Source organism: Pedobacter sp. ISL-64, assembly GCF_018613605.1.
GTDB lineage: Bacteria > Bacteroidota > Bacteroidia > Sphingobacteriales > Sphingobacteriaceae > Pedobacter.
The window spans coordinates 70,484-93,744 of the sequence record NZ_JAGGPU010000022.1 but is presented as its reverse complement, the minus strand read 5'-3'; the positions used below and the strand labels follow the sequence as shown (position 1 = coordinate 93,744).

Below are 23,261 nucleotides of genomic sequence, written 5' to 3'. Positions count from 1 at the left end.
TATAATGGCTATTTATAAATTTAGAATTACTTTCGAAGATTTTGATGATGTTGTAAGAGAGATCGACATTAAATCAAACCAAACATTTGAAGACCTGCATAAGGCTATTCACAGATCTACGGGTTATAATGTCGAAAAATCTTCCTCTTTTTACGTAAGCACCGATAATTGGTTAAAAGGTGATGAAATTGCTTATTTACCAAGTGAGCGTAAAAAAGACCGTGTAGTTTTAATGGAGAATTCTAAACTAAGTGGTTTTATTGAAGACCCTCATCAAAAGTTTTACTATATCTACAATTTCGATCGCCCTTATGATTTTCATGTAGAGCTGGTAAAAATAATTTTAGATGCCGATCCAAATATAGAATATCCATTTTTAGCTAAAAGCAGTGGTGAAGCACCCAAAATAATGGAGCAAAACAGTCCACAGGCAGTTGATCCAAGAGGTGCAGCAGCGGCGGCAAGCGAATTTGATTTCTTAAATGAAATGAACTTTGTACCAGAAGATACCGACGAATTGGAAGCCATGGGCGAAATGGGTATCAATACCGAAGAGAGAGAGGAAGATGAAGAAAGCGAAGAAGACGAATTCGGCGACGAATTTTCTGATAGTGATAACTTCGAAGATGATAGCCACAAAGACGACTATTAATTCACAATATCGGCATGCTGCCCAGAACCTTCGGATCAGCACTAATCGAACGAATTATTACCCATACAAAGTCAGATGTATACATCTGACTTTTTCTTTTAAAATGTTATGCTTACTGTAGATCAAACTAGTAAAAAATCAAAAACCTTAATTTCTATTGTTGGACCCACCGCAATAGGAAAGACGGCTTTGGCAATACAATTGGCACAACATTTTGATACAGAAATCATTTCTGCCGATTCCCGTCAGTTTTTTAAGGAAATGGCCATAGGAACCGCAAAACCTGATGCAGGCGAGTTAGCAGCGGCAAAACATCACTTTATTGATTCACATTCGGTTTCACAACTGTTCAGCACAGGCGATTTTGAAATAGAAGGGCTAAATACCCTCGATCAAATTTTTAAAAAACACAATCTGGCCATTATGGTTGGAGGTTCAGGTTTATATGTTAATGCCTTAACTAATGGCTTGGATGAAATGCCAGATATTGATTTAGCCATACGTGAAAGGCTCAATAAACAGTTTGAAGAAGAAGGATTATCAAGTATCCAAAAACAGCTGGCAACATTAGATCCTGAATATTTTGCAAAGGTAGATCAACAAAATCCACAAAGAATGATCAGGGGTTTGGAGGTATTTTTATCAACCGGACAAAAACTTTCGTCAATGCTTTCCGCTACAAAAAAGAAAAGACCATTTAACATTATCAAAATAGGTCTCAATACCGATCGTGCTATCCTTTACGACCGAATCAACCAAAGAGTTGATAAAATGATTGCTGATGGTTTACTAGAAGAGGTGAAATCGCTAATACCCTTTAAAAAATATAATGCTTTAAACACGGTAGGCTACAGTGAGCTTTTCGACTACCTAGACGGAAAATTATCTTTTGAAGATGCCATTTCTGCAATCAAACAAAACACACGTCGCTTTGCCAAACGCCAACTCACCTGGTTTAGAAGAGATGAAGAGATCAATTGGTTTGAACCTATTGAAAAAGAAAAGGTAATCAATTTTATCCATGATAGGCTAAAATGAAAAAAGGTCCCAACAGCGTTAGAACCTTTTAAAAATATAAAAATCTTTTTGAATTAATTTGGGAATTTAACGCCTCTATATTGCGTAATATCAATGTTTGGTACAGTAGAACCGTATTTAGCATTAATGGCATCTATAAATACATTGGCAATTACTGCATTTCCACGTGGCGTTAAGTGAACACCATCTAAAGAGAATGCGCCACCGGTAATAAATGAAGCATTGATACCAACCCCCTGAACATTAATACCAGTTTTAACCTGATTAAAATAAGCATAAGTGTCTGCAATGGCTAAACCTTTGCTTGTGGCTAAAGATTTAATGCTGCTATTGTAGCTATTTACATAATCTTTTAATTTAATTACTTCATCCTTATCTAATACCCATTTATTTTCAATCGGATTTAATGGGTGTAAACCATAAGGAATGCCAGAACCATTAGGCTTGCCAAATATGCCCTCTGATTGAAACGGTAAACGGATTAAATCTTCAGCGGTTGCAGGCCTTACCGCACCCGTCCCTGTTTGAATATAAATAGCTGCCGCGGCAGGATTAATTGCTTTGGCAGCATTTAATAAAGCTGCTACGGTAACTGTATTAAAATAAGGGATTGCAGTTACATCAGGAATAGTACCAACTATACCTTTTTGGCCAGCTGCAGTTAAAACATTTAAAAAATTAGCATATAAAGAAGAAAAAGTAACCTTATCTGTTAAAGCCGTTGTAGGATCGGTAGATACGGTAACTGCACCATTTAAAGCGTAACCCAATACATCATTATTTCCAAGCCAAAGCGAGAAAAAAGTATGATTTCTTCCTTGAATAAACTGAAAATAATTGGTTTTACCTACCTGAGCATCTGGCAACAAACGCTCGAAATAAGGATTTGCAGCACTGAAAGTAAGCGTTGGATCGAAGGCCAGATCAACACGCATTCCAGGTATACCCAAGTTTTGGATTTCGCCATTGTATTTGTCTAAATGCTTCGCTGCATCTCTTATAGCCAGTTTATCAACAACAGGAGTTAAAGTTGGGGTACCATTAACCAGTGCTGTTAAAGAAATATAACCTGAGCCGTTTGAATGTTCTTCGCTAAAAAACGGAGAGGTAAATGCCCCACCACCTACCATAGCCATTTTGGCGGCAATTAAGTTTGGATAAGCAACTTTTTGTCCTTCCAAATATAAACCTCCATCGGCATATCCTGAAGTTAAGGAGTTACCCACAGCAATGTATTTACTAAAATTAGCTTGTCCGGCAGTTGTACCTGCAGGCGTTTCTATTTCGGGTCTACAAGCTGCTGCAAAAAGGATGATAGCAGCAACGAAACTATTTAATATATATCTTTTCATTTAAATTTCTCCTACCATTTATAAGTTAATGAAATACCTGGTGCATAAACCAAAGTTTTAAAGGTACCATCTAGGCCCGTTTCAATATTCTTTTGTTTACGCGATTTAACATCTTCAAAAAAGAACGATGCATTAACTTCGAAATGGCGGGTTGGCGTATAACCTAAACCTGCACTTAAAATGTATCGGTCAGCATCAGGAGCTTCGGGTGTTACGTACCCATCCTGTACCGGCGAGAAAGCATAACCAATACCTGCTCTTAATGCTAATTTCTCTGAGGCCTGGTGGTTAATACCTAATTTAAACGAAGAACCATCACGATAATTGCGCGCTGATTTTGTATCAACGAGCGCAGGTGTATTGGTAGCATAATCAAAAGACAAATCCTGATAAATATGCCATTGTACCCAACTTGCATCAAAAGCTAAAACTGTACTTTTTGACAATGGAATACCTATACCTAAACTTGTGGTAGCTGGTAAGGGTAATTCAGCGTTAAAGGTATTTCCTGCTGGAAAAGATCCTTCTAATGACTTTGGAACTTCAAATTCTGCTGAACCACCATCAAGTTTCGTAATTACCTTCGATTTATGTACGAGTGCGAAAGAGATATTGCTTAATGTTTTGATATATAAACCCGCATTCCATCCATAACCTGTTCCGGTACCATCTAAGGTTGCTTTTCCCGAACGACCATCAGGAAAATTTACAGGAATAGCTCTTTGAAGATTTACATCGCCATGGTTATAAACAAAACCTGCACCTATACCAATACGATCGGTAATTTTTATACTTAATGTTGGTTGAAAATAGATTGCTTTTAAATTTAGTGAGGTTAAAGCATACTTACCAGACCAATTATCGCCCCAATCTACTAAACCGCCAAAAGGGGTATACACCCCTAAGCCTAACTTCCACTTATTTGATTTCGGCCCCCACACCGCATAAAACTCGAAAGGAGGGGCAATTTTGTTCTTCACATCCTCTGTAACGTTCGAACCCGTTTGTTTAAAAGCGGATTTAAATAATAATGGGTTTACACCTGCTGAAACTGAGTTTTTCTCTAAGAAAGTTACTGCACCGGGATTATAAAATACGGAAGCCTCGTCTAAAGCCAACGCAGAACCTGCACCTGCCATACCAATTTGTTTCTGTCCTTGTAAATTAACCTGGAAACCCTGCCCCAAAACCCAAAGTGGGGCAGAAAGTAATGCGCTCAATAAAAATTTTTTCATCTATAAATGGTTATACACAAATATATACTATGCTAACATAGCAAACAAATATTTGTTTGTAAGATTTTGAATAGTCTTACGCTTGAGCGGTTGGCCCGCCGAAGCCCATAGGAAAAGGTGGTTCTTCTTGAGTTTTAATACGCCCGTTTACGGCTTCGAATTTCTGAATATTATCCTCCAATGCTGATAATAAACGCTTTGCGTGTTCTGGAGTTAAGATAATTCTTGATTTAACTTTTGCCTTCGGAATTCCCGGCATTACACGGATAAAATCTAATACAAATTCTGTATTAGAGTGGGTAATGATGGCTAAGTTAGAAAAAATTCCTTCAGCGATTTCTTCCGATAACTCTATATTTAATTGATTCTCGTTTTGTTGTTCTTCCATAATAGCTCAAAAATAAAAAATTCCACTGCTTAAGTGGAATTTAAAACATAATGTTTGAAATAAAATTAATTTTATGGCGCTTTAAAAGTTATTTCTCTAAAAAATCTAACGCAGCAATAGCTAATGCTTTTTTTATTGTCTGCAATAACCATTGCTTTACTTGTATATATTTTGCCGAAATTCACAATGCACCAGGCAGATCATCAACCCCACAAAAAAGTATTTGGCTTCATCTATTATTTGTTTAGCAGCGGTTTTACGCGTTTTAAAATTTCATCAGCAGTAACCATTGATAAAGATTTTAAGTTGAAATTTTCTAAAGCTTTATTCAATTCCTCAAGTGCTGCTGTATTCTTATTTTTGGTATAAAGTGCCTGCAGTTGCTTAATTTTCTCAAAATCCTGTCCACCTTCAATCAATTTTTCAAACCTGACCGATGTTAATGGTCCGGGATAAACCTGATAAGTATCGCCAGCGGGCCAAGCTGTAAAACGCGTATCGGTTAAAGGATTTTTGGTCCAGCTGTTATATGCCCAACGCAAATAACCGCCCATATTTTTATTGGCGGTATACCAACCCATCCATACCTGTTCTGCAGGCGAAGAGAAACTGAATGCATTTGGGTAAGGTTCGGTACAGCAAGTATACCAGGTGCTGGTTTTACCTTGCTCGTTACGTTTTTGCAACACATCAGCCGGAAATTCCCATTTTGAAGCAATGCAATAATTATCGATATCTTTTTCGATTTCCTGATGGTATTCACCAGCTAAAGCGAGTTTCCATTTCGGATCAACACTTTTTAATAGTTTAATTACAGCCTGCATAGCTTTCATCGGGCGCTCATCCATAGCGATATATGTCTTCTCGAACCAGTTCTTAGCTTTTAAATGTTTGGTGAAATCGGTAAGCATGTTCTTCCAAAATGCATCATAAGCAGGTGTTCCAATAGCTTCTGTAAAAACAACCTCTTTTTGTGCAGTTTCATCCCAATAGGTAAAAGCAATTTTCCACGGTACCATACTGTAGCAATTAATACGTTGATTTATGCCAGTGGCCATTACAAAAGCAATGTATCTATCAAATAGGTTATAATCGTAAAGCCAACTGCCATCTTTTTTCTTTATCCATTTGATTAAACTTGGATAATCATCGTAGGTTTGATGCCCCCAGGGTTCGTTTACAATACTTGCTGTAATTGTTTTCTGTCCGGCATTGGCCAACATTGTATAATATGGTTTCATTAATACAAAATGTTCGTCGCTCCATAATTTTACGTTATGCGCCCGGGCAATAGCAGCAGGATGCTGCCATAAATCTAAATCGTATTTCCACGCACTTGGAGGTGGTAAAGTTTTATCGAGTACCTTGATTTTAATGGCCAGATTGTATTCCTTTTCCCCTTTAATTTTGACTGTTCCAGAGTAACTTCCGGCTTTTACATTAACAGGAACTTTTATACTTAACCAAACTGGTTGTGTATTTTTAGCATTAATGCCGATTGTATTAAGTTTGGTATTGATCAGGTCTGCTACATACGATGAATCAAAATCTGCAGCTTTACGGTAGCCACAGCCATCTCTAAACTCGTCGGTAATTACATATCTAATTATACCTGAAGTAATGTTTTCTTTTTTTATGCTGTTGCCTTGTTGATCTTTGAGATCAGAAACCTGTATACTGATGTTGGTATGCTTAGCTTTTGTCCAAAGCAACAGCTGGGTATGTACTTTTTCTCCTTTCCAGGCAGCAGTATTCCATGTATTTTGAATTGAAATGGCTGGAGGTACCTCTTTTGCAAACCTGAGGTTACTATTAGCAAAACTAATATTTAAACCTCCAGAGGTATTATTCCACTCCTTATTTATAGTTTCGCTATCTGGCAATTTTGCTTTTTGCAAGGCCAGACTAACATCCTGAGCTGCGCTTGTTAAACCCAAGCCCATGATTAATATCACAGATAAAAACTTCATAAACCTAAGTTAATCAAACCTAATAGAATAAGATTAAGTGATTAAGAAGGTGCCCCTACGCAAACGTTTGACGGACTGTAACAAAATAGATAGATTCTTTCATAAAACAAAAAAGCCCTCTGAATAAAAATTCAGAGGGCTTAAAATTACTATTAAAATCTAAGCTTCTACTTCTTCTTGTTTCGAAGCTAATAATTTATCGTATTCTTCTTGAGAACCAACGATGATTCTTTCGTAACCACGTACACCAGTACCTGAAGGGATTAAGTGACCAACGATCACGTTTTCTTTCAAGCCTAACATATTATCGCGTTTACCTGCAATAGCTGCCTCATTTAATACTTTCGTAGTTTCCTGGAACGAAGCCGCAGAAATGAACGATTTAGTACCTAATGATGCACGTGTAATACCTTGTAAGATAGAACTTGCAGTTGCTGGTCTTGCATCTCTAACCGTGATCTGTTTTAAATCTTTACGTTTCAATTGAGAATTTTCGTCTCTTAATCTGCGTAATGAAACAATCTGACCTGGTTTGATATCTGTCGCATCACCTGCATCTTCTACCACTTTCTTATCGTACATGGCATCGTTCTCGTCAGCAAAATCCCAACGGTCTACAGCATTGTTTTCTAAGAAAATAGTATCACCTGGATCTTCAATGTGAACTTTCTGCATCATCTGGTGAACAATTACCTCGAAGTGCTTATCGTTAATTTTCACACCTTGTAAACGGTAAACCTCTTGAATACCATTTACCAGGTATTCTTGAACCGCTGCAGGGCCTTTAATTGATAAGATATCCGCAGGAGAAATTGATCCATCTGACAACGGCATACCCGCTTTCACAAAGTCGTTATCCTGTACAAGGATGTGTTTCGACAATGGAACCAAGTATTTTTTAACTTCACCATCTTTCGATTCGATTGTAATTTCACGGTTACCACGTTTAACGCCACCTAAAGTTACCACACCATCAATCTCAGTTACTACAGCTGGGTTAGATGGGTTACGTGCTTCAAATAATTCCGTTACACGAGGTAAACCACCTGTAATATCTCGGGTTTTACCAGTTGCACGAGGAATTTTAGCGATAATCTGACCAGTTTGGATTGCTTCACCTTCATCAACTGAAACGTGGGCACCTACCGGAATGTTATAACCTTTAATGAATTCACCTTTCTTATCAACGATCTGAACTGAAGGGTTTTTAGTTTTATCACGTGTATCGATAATTACTTTTTCACGGTGACCAGTTTGCTCATCTGATTCTTCACGGAAGGTTACACCTTCAATAATGGCATCAAATTGTGCTTTACCGGCAAATTCTGATAGAATAACCGCGTTGTACGGATCCCACGAACAGATTTTATCACCTTTAGAAAGTTTATCACCTTCTTTTACGAACAAGAATGCACCGTAAGGAATGTTATTGGTTACAATGATACGTCCGGTTCCTGGTTCAACAATTTTGAACTCACCTGAACGACCTAATACTACCTGAACTGTTCCTTCTTCTGTTTGTGTATCAACAGTACGGATATTTTCGAATTCGATTACACCATCAAACTTAGCTACGATGTTAGATTCTGCAGCGATGTTCGATGCAGTACCACCCACGTGGAAAGTACGAAGTGTTAACTGTGTACCTGGCTCACCGATTGATTGTGCTGCAATTACACCAACTGCTTCACCTCTTTGAACGCGTTTACCAGATGCCAAGTTACGGCCATAACATAATGCGCAAACACCACGTTTGTTCTCGCAAGTTAATACCGAACGGATTTCGATACCTTCTAATGGAGACTCTTCGATCAATTTGGCAACATCTTCGTTGATATCTTCGCCAGCACTCACCAATAATGTGTTATCCAAAGGATTATAAACATCATGTAATGAAGTGCGCCCTAAAATCCTGTCGTATAATGGCTCAACAATATCTTCCTGATCTTTTAACGCAGTTGTGTACATACCTCTTAAAGTACCACAATCAACCGAGTTAACAATCATATCCTGTGCAACATCATGTAAACGACGGGTTAAGTAACCCGCATCAGCTGTTTTTAACGCCGTATCAGCCAAACCTTTACGCGCACCGTGGGTAGAGATAAAGTACTCTAATACCGATAAGCCTTCTTTAAAGTTTGATAAGATCGGGTTTTCGATAATATCACCACCTGAACCAGATTTTTGAGGTTTCGCCATCAAACCACGCATTCCGCAAAGCTGACGAATCTGCTCTTTAGATCCACGTGCACCTGAATCAAGCATCATGTAAACTGAGTTAAAACCTTGGTTATCTGATGATAACTGAGTCATAACGAATGTAGTTAACCTGTTGTTGATACGGGTCCAGATATCGATAATCTGGTTGTAACGTTCGTTGTTGGTAATGAAACCCATGTTATAGTTGTTTCTTACCTCTTCAACTTCAGCTGCTGCCTGTTCTAATAAAGTATGTTTTTCTACCGGAATGTTTACGTCTTGTAAGTTGAACGATAAACCTCCCTGGAATGCCATACGGAATCCTAATTCTTTGATATCATCTAAGAATTGAGAAGCACGGGCCATACCAGTCATTTTCACTACTTCACCAATAATATCTCTTAAAGATTTTTTGGTTAATAATTCATTGATATAACCAACTTCTTCAGGAACCATTTGGTTGAACAATACTCTACCTACAGTGGTTTCAGTTAATTTATTAACGATAGAACCATCGCCTTGTTTAACATTTACCCTTACTTTGATAAATGCATGCAAGTCTAATTCTTTCTCGTTATAAGCAATGATAACTTCTTCTGGTGAATAGAAATTCGAATCCTGTCCTTTTACAACTCTGGTTTCATCTGTTCTACGGCCTTTAGTAATATAATAAAGACCCAAAACCATATCCTGTGATGGTACTGTGATTGGCGTACCATTTGCAGGGTTTAAGATATTGTGTGCGGCCAACATTAATACTTGGGCTTCCAAAATTGCTGCATTACCTAAAGGTAAGTGGACAGCCATCTGGTCACCATCAAAATCGGCGTTGAACGCAGTACAAACTAGTGGGTGTAACTGGATTGCTTTCCCTTCAATTAATTTTGGCTGGAAAGCCTGAATACCTAGTCTGTGTAGCGTAGGTGCACGGTTCAATAATACCGGGTGACCTTTTAATACATTTTCTAAAATATCCCAAACTAATGGATCTTTTCTATCAACGATTTTCTTAGCAGATTTAACTGTTTTTACTACACCACGCTCAATCATCTTACGAATAATGAATGGTTTGTAAAGCTCAGCAGCCATATCTTTCGGAATACCGCACTCGTGCAATTTAAGGCTAGGCCCTACAACAATTACCGAACGAGCTGAATAATCCACACGTTTACCTAATAAATTCTGACGGAAACGACCTTGTTTACCTTTCAGGATATCTGAAAGTGATTTCAAAGCACGGTTACCTTCAGTTTTTACCGCATTAACTTTACGTGAGTTATCGAATAACGAATCTACAGCTTCCTGCAGCATACGTTTCTCGTTACGTAAAATTACCTCTGGTGCTTTAATCTCGATCAAACGTTTTAAACGGTTGTTACGGATAATTACACGGCGGTATAAATCATTTAAATCGGAAGTAGCGAAACGGCCACCTTCTAATGGTACTAACGGACGTAATTCTGGTGGAATAACCGGAACGATTTTAACAATCATCCACTCAGGGCGATTCTCGATACGTGTATTAGCTCCACGGAAAGCTTCAACAACCTGAAGACGCTTTAAAGCCTCATTTTTACGTTGCTGAGAAGTTTCGTTAGCTGCCTGGTGACGTAAATCATAAGATAAAGTATCTAAATCAATACGTTTTAATAAATCTTCTAATGCTTCAGCACCCATTTTGGCGATGAATTTATTAGGATCTTTATCGTCTAAGTATTGGTTTTCTTTAGGTAATTTATCTAAGATATCTAAATATTCTTCTTCCGTTAAGAAGTCCATATAGTTGATACCTTCTTCAGCCATTAAGCCTGATTGAATAACTACGTAACGCTCGTAATAGATAATTAAATCTAATTTTTTAGTAGGTAAACCTAATAAATAACCGATTTTGTTTGGTAAAGAGCGGAAGTACCAGATGTGTGCAACAGGAACCACTAAAGCAATGTGTCCCATACGCTCACGACGTACTTTTTTCTCCGTTACTTCAACACCACAACGATCGCAAACAATACCTTTATAACGGATACGTTTGTATTTACCGCAATGACATTCGTAATCTTTTACCGGACCAAAAATACGCTCACAGAACAAACCATCACGCTCAGGTTTGTAAGTACGGTAGTTAATGGTTTCTGGTTTCAACACCTCACCGCTTGAACGTTCCAAAATAATTTCTGGAGACGATAAGCTAATCGTGATTGATGTGAAATTGCTTTTTAATTTATTATCCTTTTTGTAAGACATATCTTTTTGTTTTTAGTAGCAAGTACTTGGTATCGAGTATCAAGACGGATAATCCAATCTTGATACTCGATACATTAATACTCAATACTTAGTCTAACGTAATATCTAAACCTAATCCACGTAACTCATGTACCAATACGTTGAACGATTCTGGTACACCTGGTGTTGGTAGGTTTTCACCTTTAACAATGGCTTCGTAAGTTTTGGCTCTTCCGATTACATCATCCGATTTAACGGTTAAGATCTCCTGAAGAATATTAGCTGCACCGAATGCCTCTAATGCCCAAACCTCCATCTCACCAAAACGCTGACCACCGAACTGGGCTTTACCACCCAAAGGTTGTTGTGTAATTAATGAGTATGGTCCGATTGAACGGGCGTGCATCTTATCATCAACCATGTGACCTAATTTCAACATGTAGATAATACCTACAGTTGTAGTCTGATCGAAACGCTCACCTGTTAAACCATTGTATAAGTAGGTTTTTCCTGAAGCAGGAACTCCCGCTTTAGCAATCCACTCTTCTACTTCTTGGTGGGTAGCACCATCAAAAATCGGTGTTGCAAATTTAACACCTAATTCCTGGCCGGCCCAAGCTAAAATAGTTTCGTAGATCTGGCCAAGGTTCATACGTGAAGGTACACCCAATGGGTTCAACACGATATCAACCGGAGTACCATCAGCTAAGAAAGGCATATCCTCATCACGTACAATACGTGCAACAATACCTTTGTTACCGTGGCGACCCGCCATTTTATCACCTACTTTTAATTTACGTTTTTTAGCTACATAAACTTTTGCCATCTGTACGATTCCTGAAGGAAGCTCATCACCTACACTGATCGCGAATTTATCGCGTTTGTAAGCACCAAGTTCTTCGTTAACACGGATACCGTAGTTGTGAAGCAACATTTTAATCATCTCGTTTTTATCATCATCAGTAGTCCATTTATTAGGGCTAATATGAGCAAATTCAAGTTCTGCTAAAATTTTCTGAGTAAATTTAGCGCCTTTAGCAACCAATAATTCTTTGTAAATGTTAAATACACCCTGAGATGTTTTGCCGTTTACGATAGTGAATAATTTGTCAACTAATTCTGCTTTTAATTTCTCAGTGATATTGTTATATCCTTTGTCTAATTTCTCAATTGCCGATTTCTCTTCAGCTTTTGTAGTTTTCTTAGCTCGGCTGAATAATTTAGTATCAATTACCACACCTTGGATTGAAGGAGGAGTTTTTAAAGACGCATCTTTAACATCACCTGCTTTATCACCAAAAATTGCACGTAGTAATTTCTCTTCCGGTGAAGGATCAGATTCTCCTTTTGGAGTAATCTTACCAATTAAAATATCACCTTCTTTTACATCAGCACCAATACGGATAATACCGTTTTCATCAAGGTCTTTAGTAGCCTCTTCAGAAACGTTCGGGATATCTGGTGTTAATTCCTCTTCTCCACGTTTAGTATCACGTACTTCTAATTCAAACTCTTCAATATGCAATGAAGTGAAAACGTCATCACGAACAATACGCTCGTTGATTACAATCGCATCCTCAAAGTTGAAACCTTGCCAAGGCATGAATGCCACTTTCAGGTTTCTACCCAATGCTAATTCACCATTTTCAGTTGCATAACCTTCGCAAAGTACTTGTCCTTTAGTAACTTTCTGACCTTTCTTAACGATTGGTTTTAAGTTGATACAAGTATTCTGGTTGGTTTTTTTGAATTTAATTAAACGGTAAGTTTTGCTATCACCTTCAAATGAAACTAAACGATCATCTTCGTTACGTTCATATTTAATGGTGATTTCGTTAGCGTCAACATACTCTACAACACCGTCACCTTCTGCGTTGATCAAAGTTCTTGAGTCACGTGCAACGCGACCTTCTAAACCTGTACCTACAATTGGTGCTTCAGGACGTAACAATGGTACGGCCTGACGTTGCATGTTCGATCCCATCAAAGCCCTGTTCGCATCATCATGTTCTAAGAACGGAATTAACGAAGCAGCGATTGAAGTAATCTGGTTAGGCGCAACGTCCATTAAGTCTAATTTCTCAGGCTCAATAATCGGGAAGTCACCCTCATAACGCGCTTTAACACGCGGTGTGGTAAAATTACCTTTATCATCATACTCTGCATTGGCCTGAGCGATGGTTTTACCATCTTCGTCCTCAGCAGATAAATAAATAACGTCTGAATCTACAACTACTTTACCATCTTCAACACGTTTGTATGGTGTTTCGATGAAACCTAAATTATTGATTTTTGCATGCACACAAAGTGATGAAATCAAACCAATGTTTGGTCCCTCTGGTGTTTCAATAGTACATAAACGACCATAGTGCGTATAGTGAACGTCACGTACCTCGAAACCGGCACGCTCACGCGATAAACCACCTGGACCTAAAGCCGATAAACGGCGTTTGTGTGTGATCTCTGCCAATGGATTTGTTTGATCCATGAACTGAGACAACTGGTTAGTACCAAAGAAAGAGTTGATAACAGACGATAACGTACGGGCGTTAATCAAATCAGTTGGTGTAAACACCTCGTTATCGCGAATATTCATACGCTCACGGATTGTTCTGGCCATACGGGCTAAACCAACACCAAATTGTGCGTACAATTGCTCACCTACCGTACGTACACGACGGTTAGACAAGTGATCGATATCATCTACCTCTTCTTTTGAGTTGATCAATTTGATCAGGTATTTCACAATTGCAATAATATCTGCTTTTGTTAATACTTTAACCTCATCAGGGGTATTCATTTTTAATTTACGGTTGATGCGGTAACGACCAACATCTCCTAAATCGTAACGTTTATCTGAAAAGAATAAACGATCAATGATACCACGGGCTGTTTCCTCATCAGGTGGTTCTGCGTTACGCAAAGCACGATAGATGTTTTCTACAGCTTCTTTTTCTGAGTTTGATGTATCTTTCTGTAATGTATTATATATAATGGTATAATCAGCCTGACTTGCGCCATCTTCTTTAGACAAGATGATGCTTTTTACGCCTGCTTCGATAACCATATCAATGTGTTCGTCTTCTAAAACGGTTTCTCTTTCAAGAATCACTTCATTACGGTCGATAGAAACTACCTCACCTGTATCTTCATCTACAAAATCTTCAACCCATTTTTTCAATACTCTTGCCGCCAGTTTACGACCGATGTATTTCTTTAAACCAGATTTACTAACTTTTACTTCGTCAGCAAGATCAAAAAGTTCTAAGATATCTTTATCAGAATCGTAACCGATAGCCCGTAATAAAGTGGTAACCGGGAATTTTTTCTTACGATCGATATAAGCATACATCACGTTATTAACGTCTGTAGCGAACTCGATCCATGAACCTTTGAAAGGAATTACACGTGCAGAATACAGTTTGGTTCCATTTGTGTGACGGCTTTGACCGAAAAACACTCCTGGAGAACGGTGTAATTGCGAAACGATAACACGTTCTGCACCGTTGATAACAAACGTACCTTTTGGTGTCATATACGGGATTGTACCTAAGTACACATCCTGGATAATGGTTTCAAAATCTTCATGTTCTACATCATTACAAGAAAGTTTCAGCTTTGCTTTTAATGGAACATTGTAGGTTAATCCACGCTCAATACACTCATGTATATCGTAACGTGGCGGATCAACAAAATAATCAAGAAACTCTAATACGAAGATATTTCTTGAATCTGTTATTGGAAAGTTTTCAGCAAACACTTTAAACAAACCTTCGCTAGAGCGATCGTCTGATGTGGTATCTATCTGGAAAAATTCTCTGAATGATTGCAATTGCACATCCAGAAAATCCGGATAGTCTATAATGTGCTTACTAGTTGCAAAATTTACTCTTTGTTCGACTGTCTTTGCCAATGGACTAAAAGATTTTAGTTTAAGAATAAACTATTTGTTTGGTTTCAGTTTCAAGCATTCTCATTAACCAAACAAAATGAGATGTTTATAAACAGGTAAAGACACCGACATTTTCAGTCGGTGTCTAATACATTTTTAGCTTAGCTAAGTTAAGTGATTACTTAATCTCAACTACTGCTCCAGCTTCTTCTAATTGTTTTTTAAGAGCTTCTGCTTCGTCTTTAGTAACACCAGCTTTTAATTCTTTTGGTGCTCCGTCAACTAAGTCTTTTGCTTCTTTCAAACCAAGGCCAGTTAAGTCTTTAACAAGTTTCACAACTGCTAATTTAGCGCCACCAGCTTCTTTTAAGATAACATCAAATGATGTTTTTTCTGCAGCAGCAGCAGGTGCATCACCACCAGCAGCAGGACCAGCAACTACAGCAGCAGCTGCAGGCTCGATACCATACTCGTCTTTTAAGATTTGAGCTAATTCGTTAACTTCTTTAACTGTTAAGTTTACTAATTGCTCAGCAAACGATTTTAAATCTGCCATTTTATTAAGATTTTAAAAATTTACGTAAAAATAATTTTGTTTAATTGCGAACTTAAGGTGTTCGTTAACCTTCTCTTTCTTGTAGAGTTTTAACAATTCCTGCAATTTTGCCTCCGCTTGATTTAAGCGCAGATATAACATTCTTAGCTGGTGATTGTAATAATCCAATGATATCGCCAATAAGCTCTTCTCTCGATTTTAAGCTTACTAAGTTATTCAATTGGTCATCGCCAACGTATACTGATGAATCTATATATGCTGCTTTAAGCAATGGTTTATCAGATGTTCTTCTCAAAGTTTTAATCAACTTAGCCGGAGCGTTTGCTGTTTTTGAGAATAATAATGATGATGAACCTTTAAGGGCTTCGTATATCTCAGAAGCATCGCCATCTAAACCTTCAATCGCTTTGCGGATTAAAGAGTTTTTAGCAACCTTCATGATGATATCATCTTCAAAACACTTGCGGCGGATGTTATTAATCTGCTCAACAGAAAGGCTAGAAGTATCAGCAATATAAAAATTGCCATACTCTTGCATTTGTCCTTGTAGTTCTAAAACTACTTCGTTTTTTTCTTCTCTGTTCATGATTAGATCCCCGCTACTGATTTTGTTTCAATTGCAATTCCAGGACTCATTGTAGAAGACACGTGAATGCTCTTAAAATAAGTTCCTTTAGCAGCAGATGGTTTTAATTTTGAAATTACCTGAATGATTTCAAGTGCATTCTCATAAATTTTATCTGCTGGGAATGATACTTTCCCTATTGAAGCGTGTATAATACCGCTTTTGTCTACTTTAAAATCAATCTTACCTGCTTTAACCTCTGTTACAGCTTTACCAACTTCGTTAGTTACTGTACCAGATTTTGGATTTGGCATTAAGTTCCTTGGACCTAAAACGCGGCCTAATTTACCTACCTTTGCCATACAAGCTGGTGTTGTGATAATAATGTCTACATCGGTCCAACCACCTTCAATTTTAGCCACATATTCGTCTAAACCTACGAAGTCTGCGCCGGCTGCTCTTGCTTCTTCTTCCTTATCAGGAGTTACTAAAGCTAAAACACGAACAGTTTTACCTGTACCGTGTGGTAAAGTAGCAATACCACGTACCATTTGATTCGCTTTACGCGGATCTACACCTAAAGATACATCAATATCAACTGATGCATCGAATTTAGTGGTAGTGATTTCTTTTACCAAAGCAGCAGCAGCCTGTAAAGTATAAGCTTTACCAGCTTCTATTTTAGCGTGTGCCTTTTTTTGATTTTTAGTTAATTTCGCCACTGTTGTAAACTGTTTTTTAATTAATTGTTCCAGGGTGCGTCACCAGAAACGGTGATTCCCATACTGCGTGCTGTACCAGCAACCATACTCATTGCAGATTCGATTGTAAATGCATTTAAATCAGGCATTTTATCTTCAGCAATAACTTTAATCTGGTCCCAGGTCACCGATCCAACTTTTTTACGGTTAGGCTCAGCAGAACCACTCTGTAATTTAGTAGCATCTTTTAACTGGATAGCTACAGGAGGGGTTTTGATGATGAAATCGAATGACTTATCAGCATAAACAGTAATTACAACTGGCAATACTTTACCTGCTTTATCTTGGGTACGAGCGTTGTACTGTTTGCAAAACTCCATAATATTCACCCCTTTAGCACCTAATGCAGGTCCTACTGGTGGCGATGGATTTGCCGCTCCGCCTTTGATCTGTAATTTGATCATTGCACTGACTTCTTTTGCCATTTTGTGTTTTTTGTTTATTTAAAACTCAATGTTAAATATTGGAAGCATGTAACATTTAAATTCCTTTATGTTCCTATAAAACTAAAAGGACTGCAAAGATATGGATAATCTTGCAGTCCTACAATAGTTTGAGAAAAATATATTTCAAGCGTAGTTAAACTCAATTTTACAACTTAAGCCTAACTGACTCAAATTAGAAAAAACTTAACACCGGGACTAATATCTAATTTATAGGGTCAAAAAAATTATTGATAAACGGCTTTAGTAATATAACCCTATGTTTATTGCTTGTCTTGATTACTGGCCACAAAGATGAGAAACCATTTAAAAATTCATTTAAATTAGAAATCTTATCATCTTCTGGTCGCTTAAAAAGCATTGGAAAAACCAATATCTTATTTCTATAAACAAAATCATCAATATGCATTTTTTTAAAATCGCTAATTAAACTCTCATTTACCATAACAATTTCAGTTTTATTTCTTGAAACATTTTCTGAAAAAAAAACATCATCCACATTTCCTAAAGAGTCAACGGAAAGACCAACCGAAAATAAAAATGCACTATTTTTTGGCTTATTAAATAGCGCCTCGCTCTTAATATATTTATCCAATCTTTTCAAAATGGCGACTCTTATGTCTGCTTTTTGCCCAGAAGAGGTAATGACTATTGATGTCAATTCTTCTACTTTGGATTCTTGTGAGAAACATATGTTTACAAAACTCAATAAGAAACATATACTAATAATTATTCCTTTCATATTTTTTTAATTACAATAAGTACCATGTCTCAAATTTGCAGCCGTACTCTTTCTATGTTTATCCATTAAATTTTGAATTTCTACACGCTCAGCTTCTGACAATTTTGTTTTATAAAATGGAGTATCTTCTAATCCTCCCCAAGACAATGCCCAGGCGTCTCTATCACTAAGATTTGGAAATGCAACCTTTAGAGCCCCCATCATCAAAAACACATATTTATCTGCCATAGTTTGGTGCTGATTTGATATTAAATAATTACCTGAAGCATCTTTTCCTAATTGAGTATCCATGTAAGCATGCAAAATCTCGTGGTATATTGTTGACAAAATATATTCCTTAGACCTTTGTGGTAATGTATTTTCATTTAGATTAATTATAAACGAGTATGCACTATTACCATGTGTGGTACCCGCAACTGTATCTGGTAAGGTAGTAATGTCATAAAAAACAATATCACGATCATTGAAGTTATTAGTACCAAATTCATCATTTAACATATTTCTGATTGTTGTTTTAGCAGTCTGAGCATGTGAAAGCTGCGCTTTTATACAATCATTTTGAACACTGTCTTTTATTTCGAACACAGCTTCCCCTCCATTTCCACCTGTTCCACCACCTCCACCGCTACCCATATCTCCATAATCACCTCCATTAGGTCCATAATCAACACCACTCTCGTTCTGACAGTAGGTTTCAGAACCATTCTCATACCAGTAATCGCTTCCTGCAACACCTTCTACATAATTGTGTCCATAATAATGAATAGTGTAACAATTTAGCCGTCTTAAAATCACTTGTTTATAGATATCAGATTCAGCTAATTTAACAGAGATGATCTGCCCGTCTGCCCCATATGCAAAAGCTTTTATGAAGTTCCCACTCCAATCCTCAATAGTTGCGGTTCCAATAAATTTTTCACTTGCATATTGTGTAGTTATATTCGGAATTAGGGTTACCCATTCTGCATGTCTTACATCTTTGGCATCCCTATAGATGATCAAGTAACTAGTTACCCTTTTATAACCAGTATTATCGTCGTTTGTTATTCGAAAATCATTATCGAACTTTATGGGAACAATTACAGCATTACCAACTGATATTTTTTTCACAAAAGCCTTATCCCATAAAGGCGTTTTTTCTATGCTATGCCTAATATTGTTATCGTTTAGTGCTATTTGTTTTAAAATAATGCTTTCAAAGTAAGTTCTCGATTCATTTAGAAGCTCAGTATTTAATTCAGTAATTGAAGCTTCACGACTTTTTTTACAAGAATAGATTACAGCAGTAATAGTAATAAGAATGATGAAAGCAAGAAAGGGTTTCTTTGATAATTTGATTTTTTTTATCACTTTGTTAATTTAGATTTTGATAATTAATAATTATTTGAGAGATGAGGTGAACTAATATAGCAATAAATTTAAAACTACAAACAAATAAGACAAAAACGTATCTAAAAAAATGAAGACAAAAAAAACCCCGAATTAATCGGGGCTTCTGAATATCTCAAAATAATTCCTTACTCTTTTTCTACTTGCATGTAGTTAAGTTCAAGCGGCGTTTTACGACCGAAAATCTTAACCATTACTTTCAGTTTTTTCTTCTCTTCGTTTACCTCTTCGATAATACCTGAGAAACCATTGAAAGGTCCGTCCATTACTTTAATGCCTTCGCCAACATAGTAAGGCACGTTCATCGTTTCACCTTGCTCGCTCATTTCATCAACCACACCTAAAATACGGTTAACTTCTGCCTGGCGCATTGGGATTGGATTGCCAGCTTTATCACCCAAGAAACCAATAACACTATTAATTCCTTTAATGATGTGTTCTAATTCTCCATCTAATGTAGCTTCGATTAAAACATAACCAGGATAAAAGTTACGTTCTTTGGCAATTTTTTTACCATCTTTCATTTGGTAATATTTTTCCATTGGTATTAAAACCTGAGGAACCAAATGAGAGAAACCTAAACGGCTGATCTCAGCATCAATGTACTGTTTTACTTTCTTTTCCTTACCGCTAACAGCCCTTACAACGTACCACTTTAGATCGCTCATTAGTAAATATTAATTAGAAAGTGATTTATAAAAAGTATCTAACACAAATGTTGATCCTTTATCCATTGCAAAAATAACCAATGCAATAATTAAAGAAGCCACTAATACAAGAATTGCAGAACTTTGCAGTTCACCCCAAGTAGGCCATGTAACCTTCTGGGTCATTTCATCGTACGATTCTTTTATAAACTCAACTACTTTAGCCATATTTAATTTATTGAATGACAGAATGACTAAATGAGTGAATGATAATATTCGAAAGCTAACCTTCAAATTTAATCATTCACTCATTCAATTACTCAACCATTGTTTTGAGCACGGGAACAAGGATTCGAACCCTGATCAAAGGTTTTGGAGACCTCTATTCTACCGTTGAACTATTCCCGTAATTAGAAAGCAAAGTGCTTAAGCGCACTTAAACACTTTGCTTTTCTTATTTTTCTTTAGTCCCGATAAATCGGGATTTAAGATTATTTTAAAATTTCAGTTACCTGACCAGCACCTACTGTTCTACCACCTTCACGGATAGCGAAACGTAGACCTTTTTCCATTGCGATAGCGTTGATCAACTTTACAGTGATTGTAACGTTATCACCTGGCATTACCATCTCAGTACCTTCAGCTAGTGAAATCTCACCAGTAACATCTGTAGTACGGAAATAGAATTGAGGACGGTATTTGTTGAAGAATGGAGTGTGACGACCACCTTCTGCTTTTGATAATACATAGATCTCAGCTTTGAAATCAGTGTGAGGAGTTACTGAACCTGGTTTACAGATTACCATACCACGACGGATATCAGTTTTCTCAATACCACGTAACAATAAACCTACGTTATCACCAGCTTCACCATAATCTAAGATCTTACGGAACATCTCAACACCAGTTACTGTAGATTTTAAGTTCTCAGCACCCATACCTAAGATTTCAACTGGATCTCCAGAGTTGATTACACCACGCTCGATACGACCAGTTGCTACAGTACCACGACCAGTGATCGAGAATACATCTTCAACAGGCATCAAGAATGGAAGCTCAGTTAAACGTGGAGGAATTGGAATGTAGCTATCAACAGCATCCATTAATTCCATAATTTTTGCTACCCATTTAGCATCTCCGTTCAAACCACCTAAAGCAGAACCTTGAATAACAGGAATATCATCACCAGGGAAATCGTAGAACGATAATAATTCACGAACTTCCATTTCTACTAATTCTAATAATTCAGGATCATCAACCATATCCACTTTGTTCATGAATACAACCAATGAAGGTACACCAACCTGACGAGCCAATAAGATGTGCTCACGAGTTTGTGGCATTGGACCATCAGTAGCAGCAACAACGATAATAGCACCATCCATTTGAGCCGCACCTGTAACCATGTTTTTAACATAATCCGCGTGACCTGGACAATCTACGTGTGCGTAGTGACGGTTTGCAGTTGAATACTCAACGTGCGCAGTATTAATTGTAATACCTCTTTCTTTTTCCTCAGGAGCTGAGTCAATTGAATCGAATGAACGTGCCTCAGATAAACCTGCATCAGCTAAAACTTTTGTAATAGCTGCTGTTAAAGTTGTTTTACCGTGATCGACGTGACCGATTGTACCGATGTTTAAGTGCGGTTTACTACGGTCAAATTTTTCTTTTGCCATTTTATTTATAACTAATTAGTAGGTTAACTTTTTATTAATTTTATTTATTGTTTTGATGCAATGCAACACAAAAAACCTTGTCTACCCTGCATATTAAACAGATTTAACAAAGCTTTATTATCCTGAGCCAACTATGGGAATTGAACCCATGACCTCTTCCTTACCAAGGAAGTGCTCTACCGCTGAGCTAAGTCGGCTTTTTAGTTTCCAGTTCCAGCCTTTTAGTTTTAACCAAATTAAAACTGTTACCAATAACTGCCCACTTTCTAATTTTTATTGGAGCGGAAGACGAGGTTCGAACTCGCGACCTATAGCTTGGAAGGCTATCGCTCTACCAACTGAGCTACTTCCGCTTTTAAAAACCAGTGATTGATTGAATGAAAGAATGATAGAAATAATCTCTCATTAAAACATTTGGTCGTTCATTTAAAGTGTGGGGAGAGAAGGATTCGAACCTTCGAAATCTTGCGATAACAGAGTTACAGTCTGTCCCATTTGGCCGCTCTGGAATCTCCCCATTTTTTACTTTAAAATGCTAACACTTTAAAATAAAAAGAGCCTCCTATCGGAATCGAACCAATGACCTACTGATTACAAGTCAGTTGCTCTACCAGCTGAGCTAAGGAGGCTTTAAATTTTGTGCAATGATACGAAAAATCTTCATTTTTCATACTATTAACGTGTTTTTTTAAAACTTTTATCTTTTTAAAGAACAAGCCTTTTCTTCTTGGCCTAACACCGTTTCCGAAAGGGAATGCAAATATACACACTTATATTTCACTTCAAAATAAATTTGAAAAAAAATAGCGAAATTTTTAGCCCTCCCACTCAATTAAGACGATTTAAAATAATAGGTACTTCATAATCAGTCGCTTTGCTTTCGCTTAAAATTGTATTATTTTTTTAACTTTTTCTGTGTTCTAACGAATATGAATCGGTTTTTAAGTTTAATTGCACTTGCTCTCATGTCCTGGCGCTTTCCGGCTACCACTTCTTATCTCCTTTAACATCACCAAATCGTTTACATCCTTATTAATTTTACAAAAAAATCAATCGATACCATTTATTAATTAGTTAAAAACAACAGCAAATTCCTCACGGTAGTCCATAAAAAAGGCAACATAATGATTAATCATGTTGCCTTTTCTTAAAATAATGCTAATTTTTAATAATCAGCGGCTTCGCTTTCGCTTAAAATTGCTTTATGCTCACTTAATTTTGCGCGTGTTTTATCCTTATGTTTAGTGATCTGCTTTCTTAACGATTCAATTGCCAGATCTGTGGCTTCTTCGAATGATTTACATTGTTCTTTAGCGAAGAGGGTCCCTCCCGGTACAATGAGTTTTATCTCACTAATTTTATTGGCCTCATCCTCTACGTTTTCTAACTTTAAATACACTTCTCCGCTGATGATCTGGTCGAAAAACTGATCTAGCTTATTTGCTTTTTTTTGTACAAAATCTAACAACTTACTGTCTGCACTGAAGTGGATTGATTGAACTCCGATTTTCATTTTTCCTCCTTTTT

18 protein-coding genes and 5 tRNA genes are annotated in these 23,261 nt (G+C 37.1%); 2 read left to right on the top strand and 21 right to left on the bottom strand.

The features are described from left to right. Nucleotides 1–4 precede the first annotated feature (4 nt). The gene (locus tag J7E57_RS23875; protein ID WP_215129333.1) at nt 5–652 is read left to right on the top strand and encodes an IS1096 element passenger TnpR family protein; all 648 of its coding nucleotides are present in this window, start codon (nt 5–7) and stop codon (nt 650–652) included. Nucleotides 653–760: 108 nt separating this feature from the next. Then, complete coding sequence (gene miaA, locus J7E57_RS23870) at nt 761–1,690, top strand: tRNA (adenosine(37)-N6)-dimethylallyltransferase MiaA (protein ID WP_215129331.1); 930 nt, start codon at nt 761–763, stop codon at nt 1,688–1,690. A 53-nt stretch (nt 1,691–1,743) separates the two neighbouring features. On the opposite strand, the gene J7E57_RS23865 is transcribed toward miaA, so the two are convergent. The 21 genes from J7E57_RS23865 to hpf all read right to left on the bottom strand — a co-directional run bounded on the left by J7E57_RS23865 (nt 1,744) and on the right by hpf (nt 23,247). Further along, nucleotides 1,744–3,042: a G-D-S-L family lipolytic protein gene (locus tag J7E57_RS23865; RefSeq protein ID WP_215129329.1), complete on the bottom strand. Its 1,299-nt coding sequence runs from the start codon at nt 3,040–3,042 to the stop codon at nt 1,744–1,746. A gap of 11 nt (nt 3,043–3,053) precedes the next feature. Beyond that, nucleotides 3,054–4,277 carry an OmpP1/FadL family transporter gene (locus J7E57_RS23860; RefSeq protein WP_029279710.1) on the bottom strand — a complete coding sequence of 408 codons (1,224 nt, stop codon included), beginning with the start codon at nt 4,275–4,277 and terminating at the stop codon, nt 3,054–3,056. Between the two features lie 76 nt (nt 4,278–4,353). Next, nucleotides 4,354–4,665, bottom strand: a complete 312-nt coding sequence (locus tag J7E57_RS23855) for a DUF3467 domain-containing protein (protein WP_029279713.1) — start codon at nt 4,663–4,665, stop codon at nt 4,354–4,356. Nucleotides 4,666–4,901: 236 nt separating this feature from the next. Further along, a complete protein-coding gene (locus tag J7E57_RS23850; protein WP_215129327.1) occupies nt 4,902–6,635 on the bottom strand; it encodes a DUF4091 domain-containing protein in 1,734 nt (577 codons plus the stop codon). A gap of 159 nt (nt 6,636–6,794) precedes the next feature. Then, the gene (gene rpoC / locus J7E57_RS23845; protein WP_215129325.1) at nt 6,795–11,081 is read right to left on the bottom strand and encodes a DNA-directed RNA polymerase subunit beta'; all 4,287 of its coding nucleotides are present in this window, start codon (nt 11,079–11,081) and stop codon (nt 6,795–6,797) included. Between the two features lie 88 nt (nt 11,082–11,169). Continuing rightward, nucleotides 11,170–14,973, bottom strand: coding sequence for a DNA-directed RNA polymerase subunit beta (rpoB, locus tag J7E57_RS23840; RefSeq protein WP_193419907.1), 3,804 nt, complete (start codon nt 14,971–14,973; stop codon nt 11,170–11,172). Nucleotides 14,974–15,130: 157 nt separating this feature from the next. Next, a complete protein-coding gene (gene rplL, locus J7E57_RS23835; RefSeq protein ID WP_029279312.1) occupies nt 15,131–15,508 on the bottom strand; it encodes a 50S ribosomal protein L7/L12 in 378 nt (125 codons plus the stop codon). Between the two features lie 64 nt (nt 15,509–15,572). Further along, nucleotides 15,573–16,094 carry a 50S ribosomal protein L10 gene (rplJ, locus tag J7E57_RS23830; protein WP_215129323.1) on the bottom strand — a complete coding sequence of 174 codons (522 nt, stop codon included), beginning with the start codon at nt 16,092–16,094 and terminating at the stop codon, nt 15,573–15,575. Between the two features lie 2 nt (nt 16,095–16,096). Further along, complete coding sequence (gene rplA, locus J7E57_RS23825) at nt 16,097–16,795, bottom strand: 50S ribosomal protein L1 (protein WP_116250007.1); 699 nt, start codon at nt 16,793–16,795, stop codon at nt 16,097–16,099. Nucleotides 16,796–16,815: 20 nt separating this feature from the next. After that, nucleotides 16,816–17,259 (bottom strand): 50S ribosomal protein L11, encoded by a 444-nt coding sequence (gene rplK / locus J7E57_RS23820; RefSeq protein ID WP_010601094.1) that lies wholly within the window; start codon nt 17,257–17,259, stop codon nt 16,816–16,818. Nucleotides 17,260–17,482: 223 nt separating this feature from the next. Next, nucleotides 17,483–18,019: a hypothetical protein gene (locus J7E57_RS23815; RefSeq protein ID WP_215129321.1), complete on the bottom strand. Its 537-nt coding sequence runs from the start codon at nt 18,017–18,019 to the stop codon at nt 17,483–17,485. A gap of 6 nt (nt 18,020–18,025) precedes the next feature. Then, nucleotides 18,026–19,369: a hypothetical protein gene (locus tag J7E57_RS23810; protein ID WP_215129319.1), complete on the bottom strand. Its 1,344-nt coding sequence runs from the start codon at nt 19,367–19,369 to the stop codon at nt 18,026–18,028. A 167-nt stretch (nt 19,370–19,536) separates the two neighbouring features. Next, the gene (nusG, locus tag J7E57_RS23805; RefSeq protein WP_025143263.1) at nt 19,537–20,076 is read right to left on the bottom strand and encodes a transcription termination/antitermination protein NusG; all 540 of its coding nucleotides are present in this window, start codon (nt 20,074–20,076) and stop codon (nt 19,537–19,539) included. A gap of 9 nt (nt 20,077–20,085) precedes the next feature. Then, a complete protein-coding gene (gene secE / locus J7E57_RS23800) occupies nt 20,086–20,283 on the bottom strand; it encodes a preprotein translocase subunit SecE (RefSeq protein WP_029279332.1) in 198 nt (65 codons plus the stop codon). A 109-nt stretch (nt 20,284–20,392) separates the two neighbouring features. Beyond that, nucleotides 20,393–20,463: transfer RNA gene (locus tag J7E57_RS23795), tRNA-Trp, on the bottom strand. 83 nt (nt 20,464–20,546) lie between these two features. Continuing rightward, nucleotides 20,547–21,734: an elongation factor Tu gene (tuf, locus tag J7E57_RS23790; RefSeq protein WP_029279334.1), complete on the bottom strand. Its 1,188-nt coding sequence runs from the start codon at nt 21,732–21,734 to the stop codon at nt 20,547–20,549. A gap of 125 nt (nt 21,735–21,859) precedes the next feature. Next, nucleotides 21,860–21,931 (bottom strand) — tRNA-Thr (locus J7E57_RS23785). An 80-nt stretch (nt 21,932–22,011) separates the two neighbouring features. Further along, nucleotides 22,012–22,087 (bottom strand) — tRNA-Gly (locus J7E57_RS23780). An 81-nt stretch (nt 22,088–22,168) separates the two neighbouring features. After that, nucleotides 22,169–22,251 (bottom strand) — tRNA-Tyr (locus J7E57_RS23775). A gap of 39 nt (nt 22,252–22,290) precedes the next feature. After that, a tRNA-Thr gene (locus J7E57_RS23770) sits at nt 22,291–22,363 on the bottom strand. Between the two features lie 536 nt (nt 22,364–22,899). Beyond that, nucleotides 22,900–23,247 (bottom strand): ribosome hibernation-promoting factor, HPF/YfiA family, encoded by a 348-nt coding sequence (gene hpf, locus J7E57_RS23765; protein ID WP_215129317.1) that lies wholly within the window; start codon nt 23,245–23,247, stop codon nt 22,900–22,902. Between the last annotated feature and the right edge of the window lie 14 nt (nt 23,248–23,261).

What these genes read in the sequence shown, in the direction of transcription:
- J7E57_RS23855 (WP_029279713.1), bottom strand. Translation starts at nt 4,665, where the DNA reads ATGGAAGAACAACAAAACGAGAATCAATTAAATATAGAGTTATCGGAA.
- hpf (WP_215129317.1), bottom strand. Translation starts at nt 23,247, where the DNA reads ATGAAAATCGGAGTTCAATCAATCCACTTCAGTGCAGACAGTAAGTTG.
- J7E57_RS23860 (WP_029279710.1), bottom strand. Translation starts at nt 4,277, where the DNA reads ATGAAAAAATTTTTATTGAGCGCATTACTTTCTGCCCCACTTTGGGTT.
- rplK (WP_010601094.1), bottom strand. Translation starts at nt 17,259, where the DNA reads ATGGCAAAAGAAGTCAGTGCAATGATCAAATTACAGATCAAAGGCGGA.
- rplL (WP_029279312.1), bottom strand. Translation starts at nt 15,508, where the DNA reads ATGGCAGATTTAAAATCGTTTGCTGAGCAATTAGTAAACTTAACAGTT.
- tuf (WP_029279334.1), bottom strand. Translation starts at nt 21,734, where the DNA reads ATGGCAAAAGAAAAATTTGACCGTAGTAAACCGCACTTAAACATCGGT.
- J7E57_RS23850 (WP_215129327.1), bottom strand. Translation starts at nt 6,635, where the DNA reads ATGAAGTTTTTATCTGTGATATTAATCATGGGCTTGGGTTTAACAAGC.
- miaA (WP_215129331.1), top strand. Translation starts at nt 761, where the DNA reads ATGCTTACTGTAGATCAAACTAGTAAAAAATCAAAAACCTTAATTTCT.
- J7E57_RS23865 (WP_215129329.1), bottom strand. Translation starts at nt 3,042, where the DNA reads ATGAAAAGATATATATTAAATAGTTTCGTTGCTGCTATCATCCTTTTT.
- rplJ (WP_215129323.1), bottom strand. Translation starts at nt 16,094, where the DNA reads ATGAACAGAGAAGAAAAAAACGAAGTAGTTTTAGAACTACAAGGACAA.
- rpoC (WP_215129325.1), bottom strand. Translation starts at nt 11,081, where the DNA reads ATGTCTTACAAAAAGGATAATAAATTAAAAAGCAATTTCACATCAATC.
- nusG (WP_025143263.1), bottom strand. Translation starts at nt 20,076, where the DNA reads ATGAGCGATCTAAAGTGGTACGTTGTAAGGGCTGTTAGCGGTAAGGAA.
- J7E57_RS23875 (WP_215129333.1), top strand. Translation starts at nt 5, where the DNA reads ATGGCTATTTATAAATTTAGAATTACTTTCGAAGATTTTGATGATGTT.
- secE (WP_029279332.1), bottom strand. Translation starts at nt 20,283, where the DNA reads ATGGCTAAAGTAGTTGAGTTTATAAAAGAATCGTACGATGAAATGACC.
- J7E57_RS23815 (WP_215129321.1), bottom strand. Translation starts at nt 18,019, where the DNA reads ATGAAAGGAATAATTATTAGTATATGTTTCTTATTGAGTTTTGTAAAC.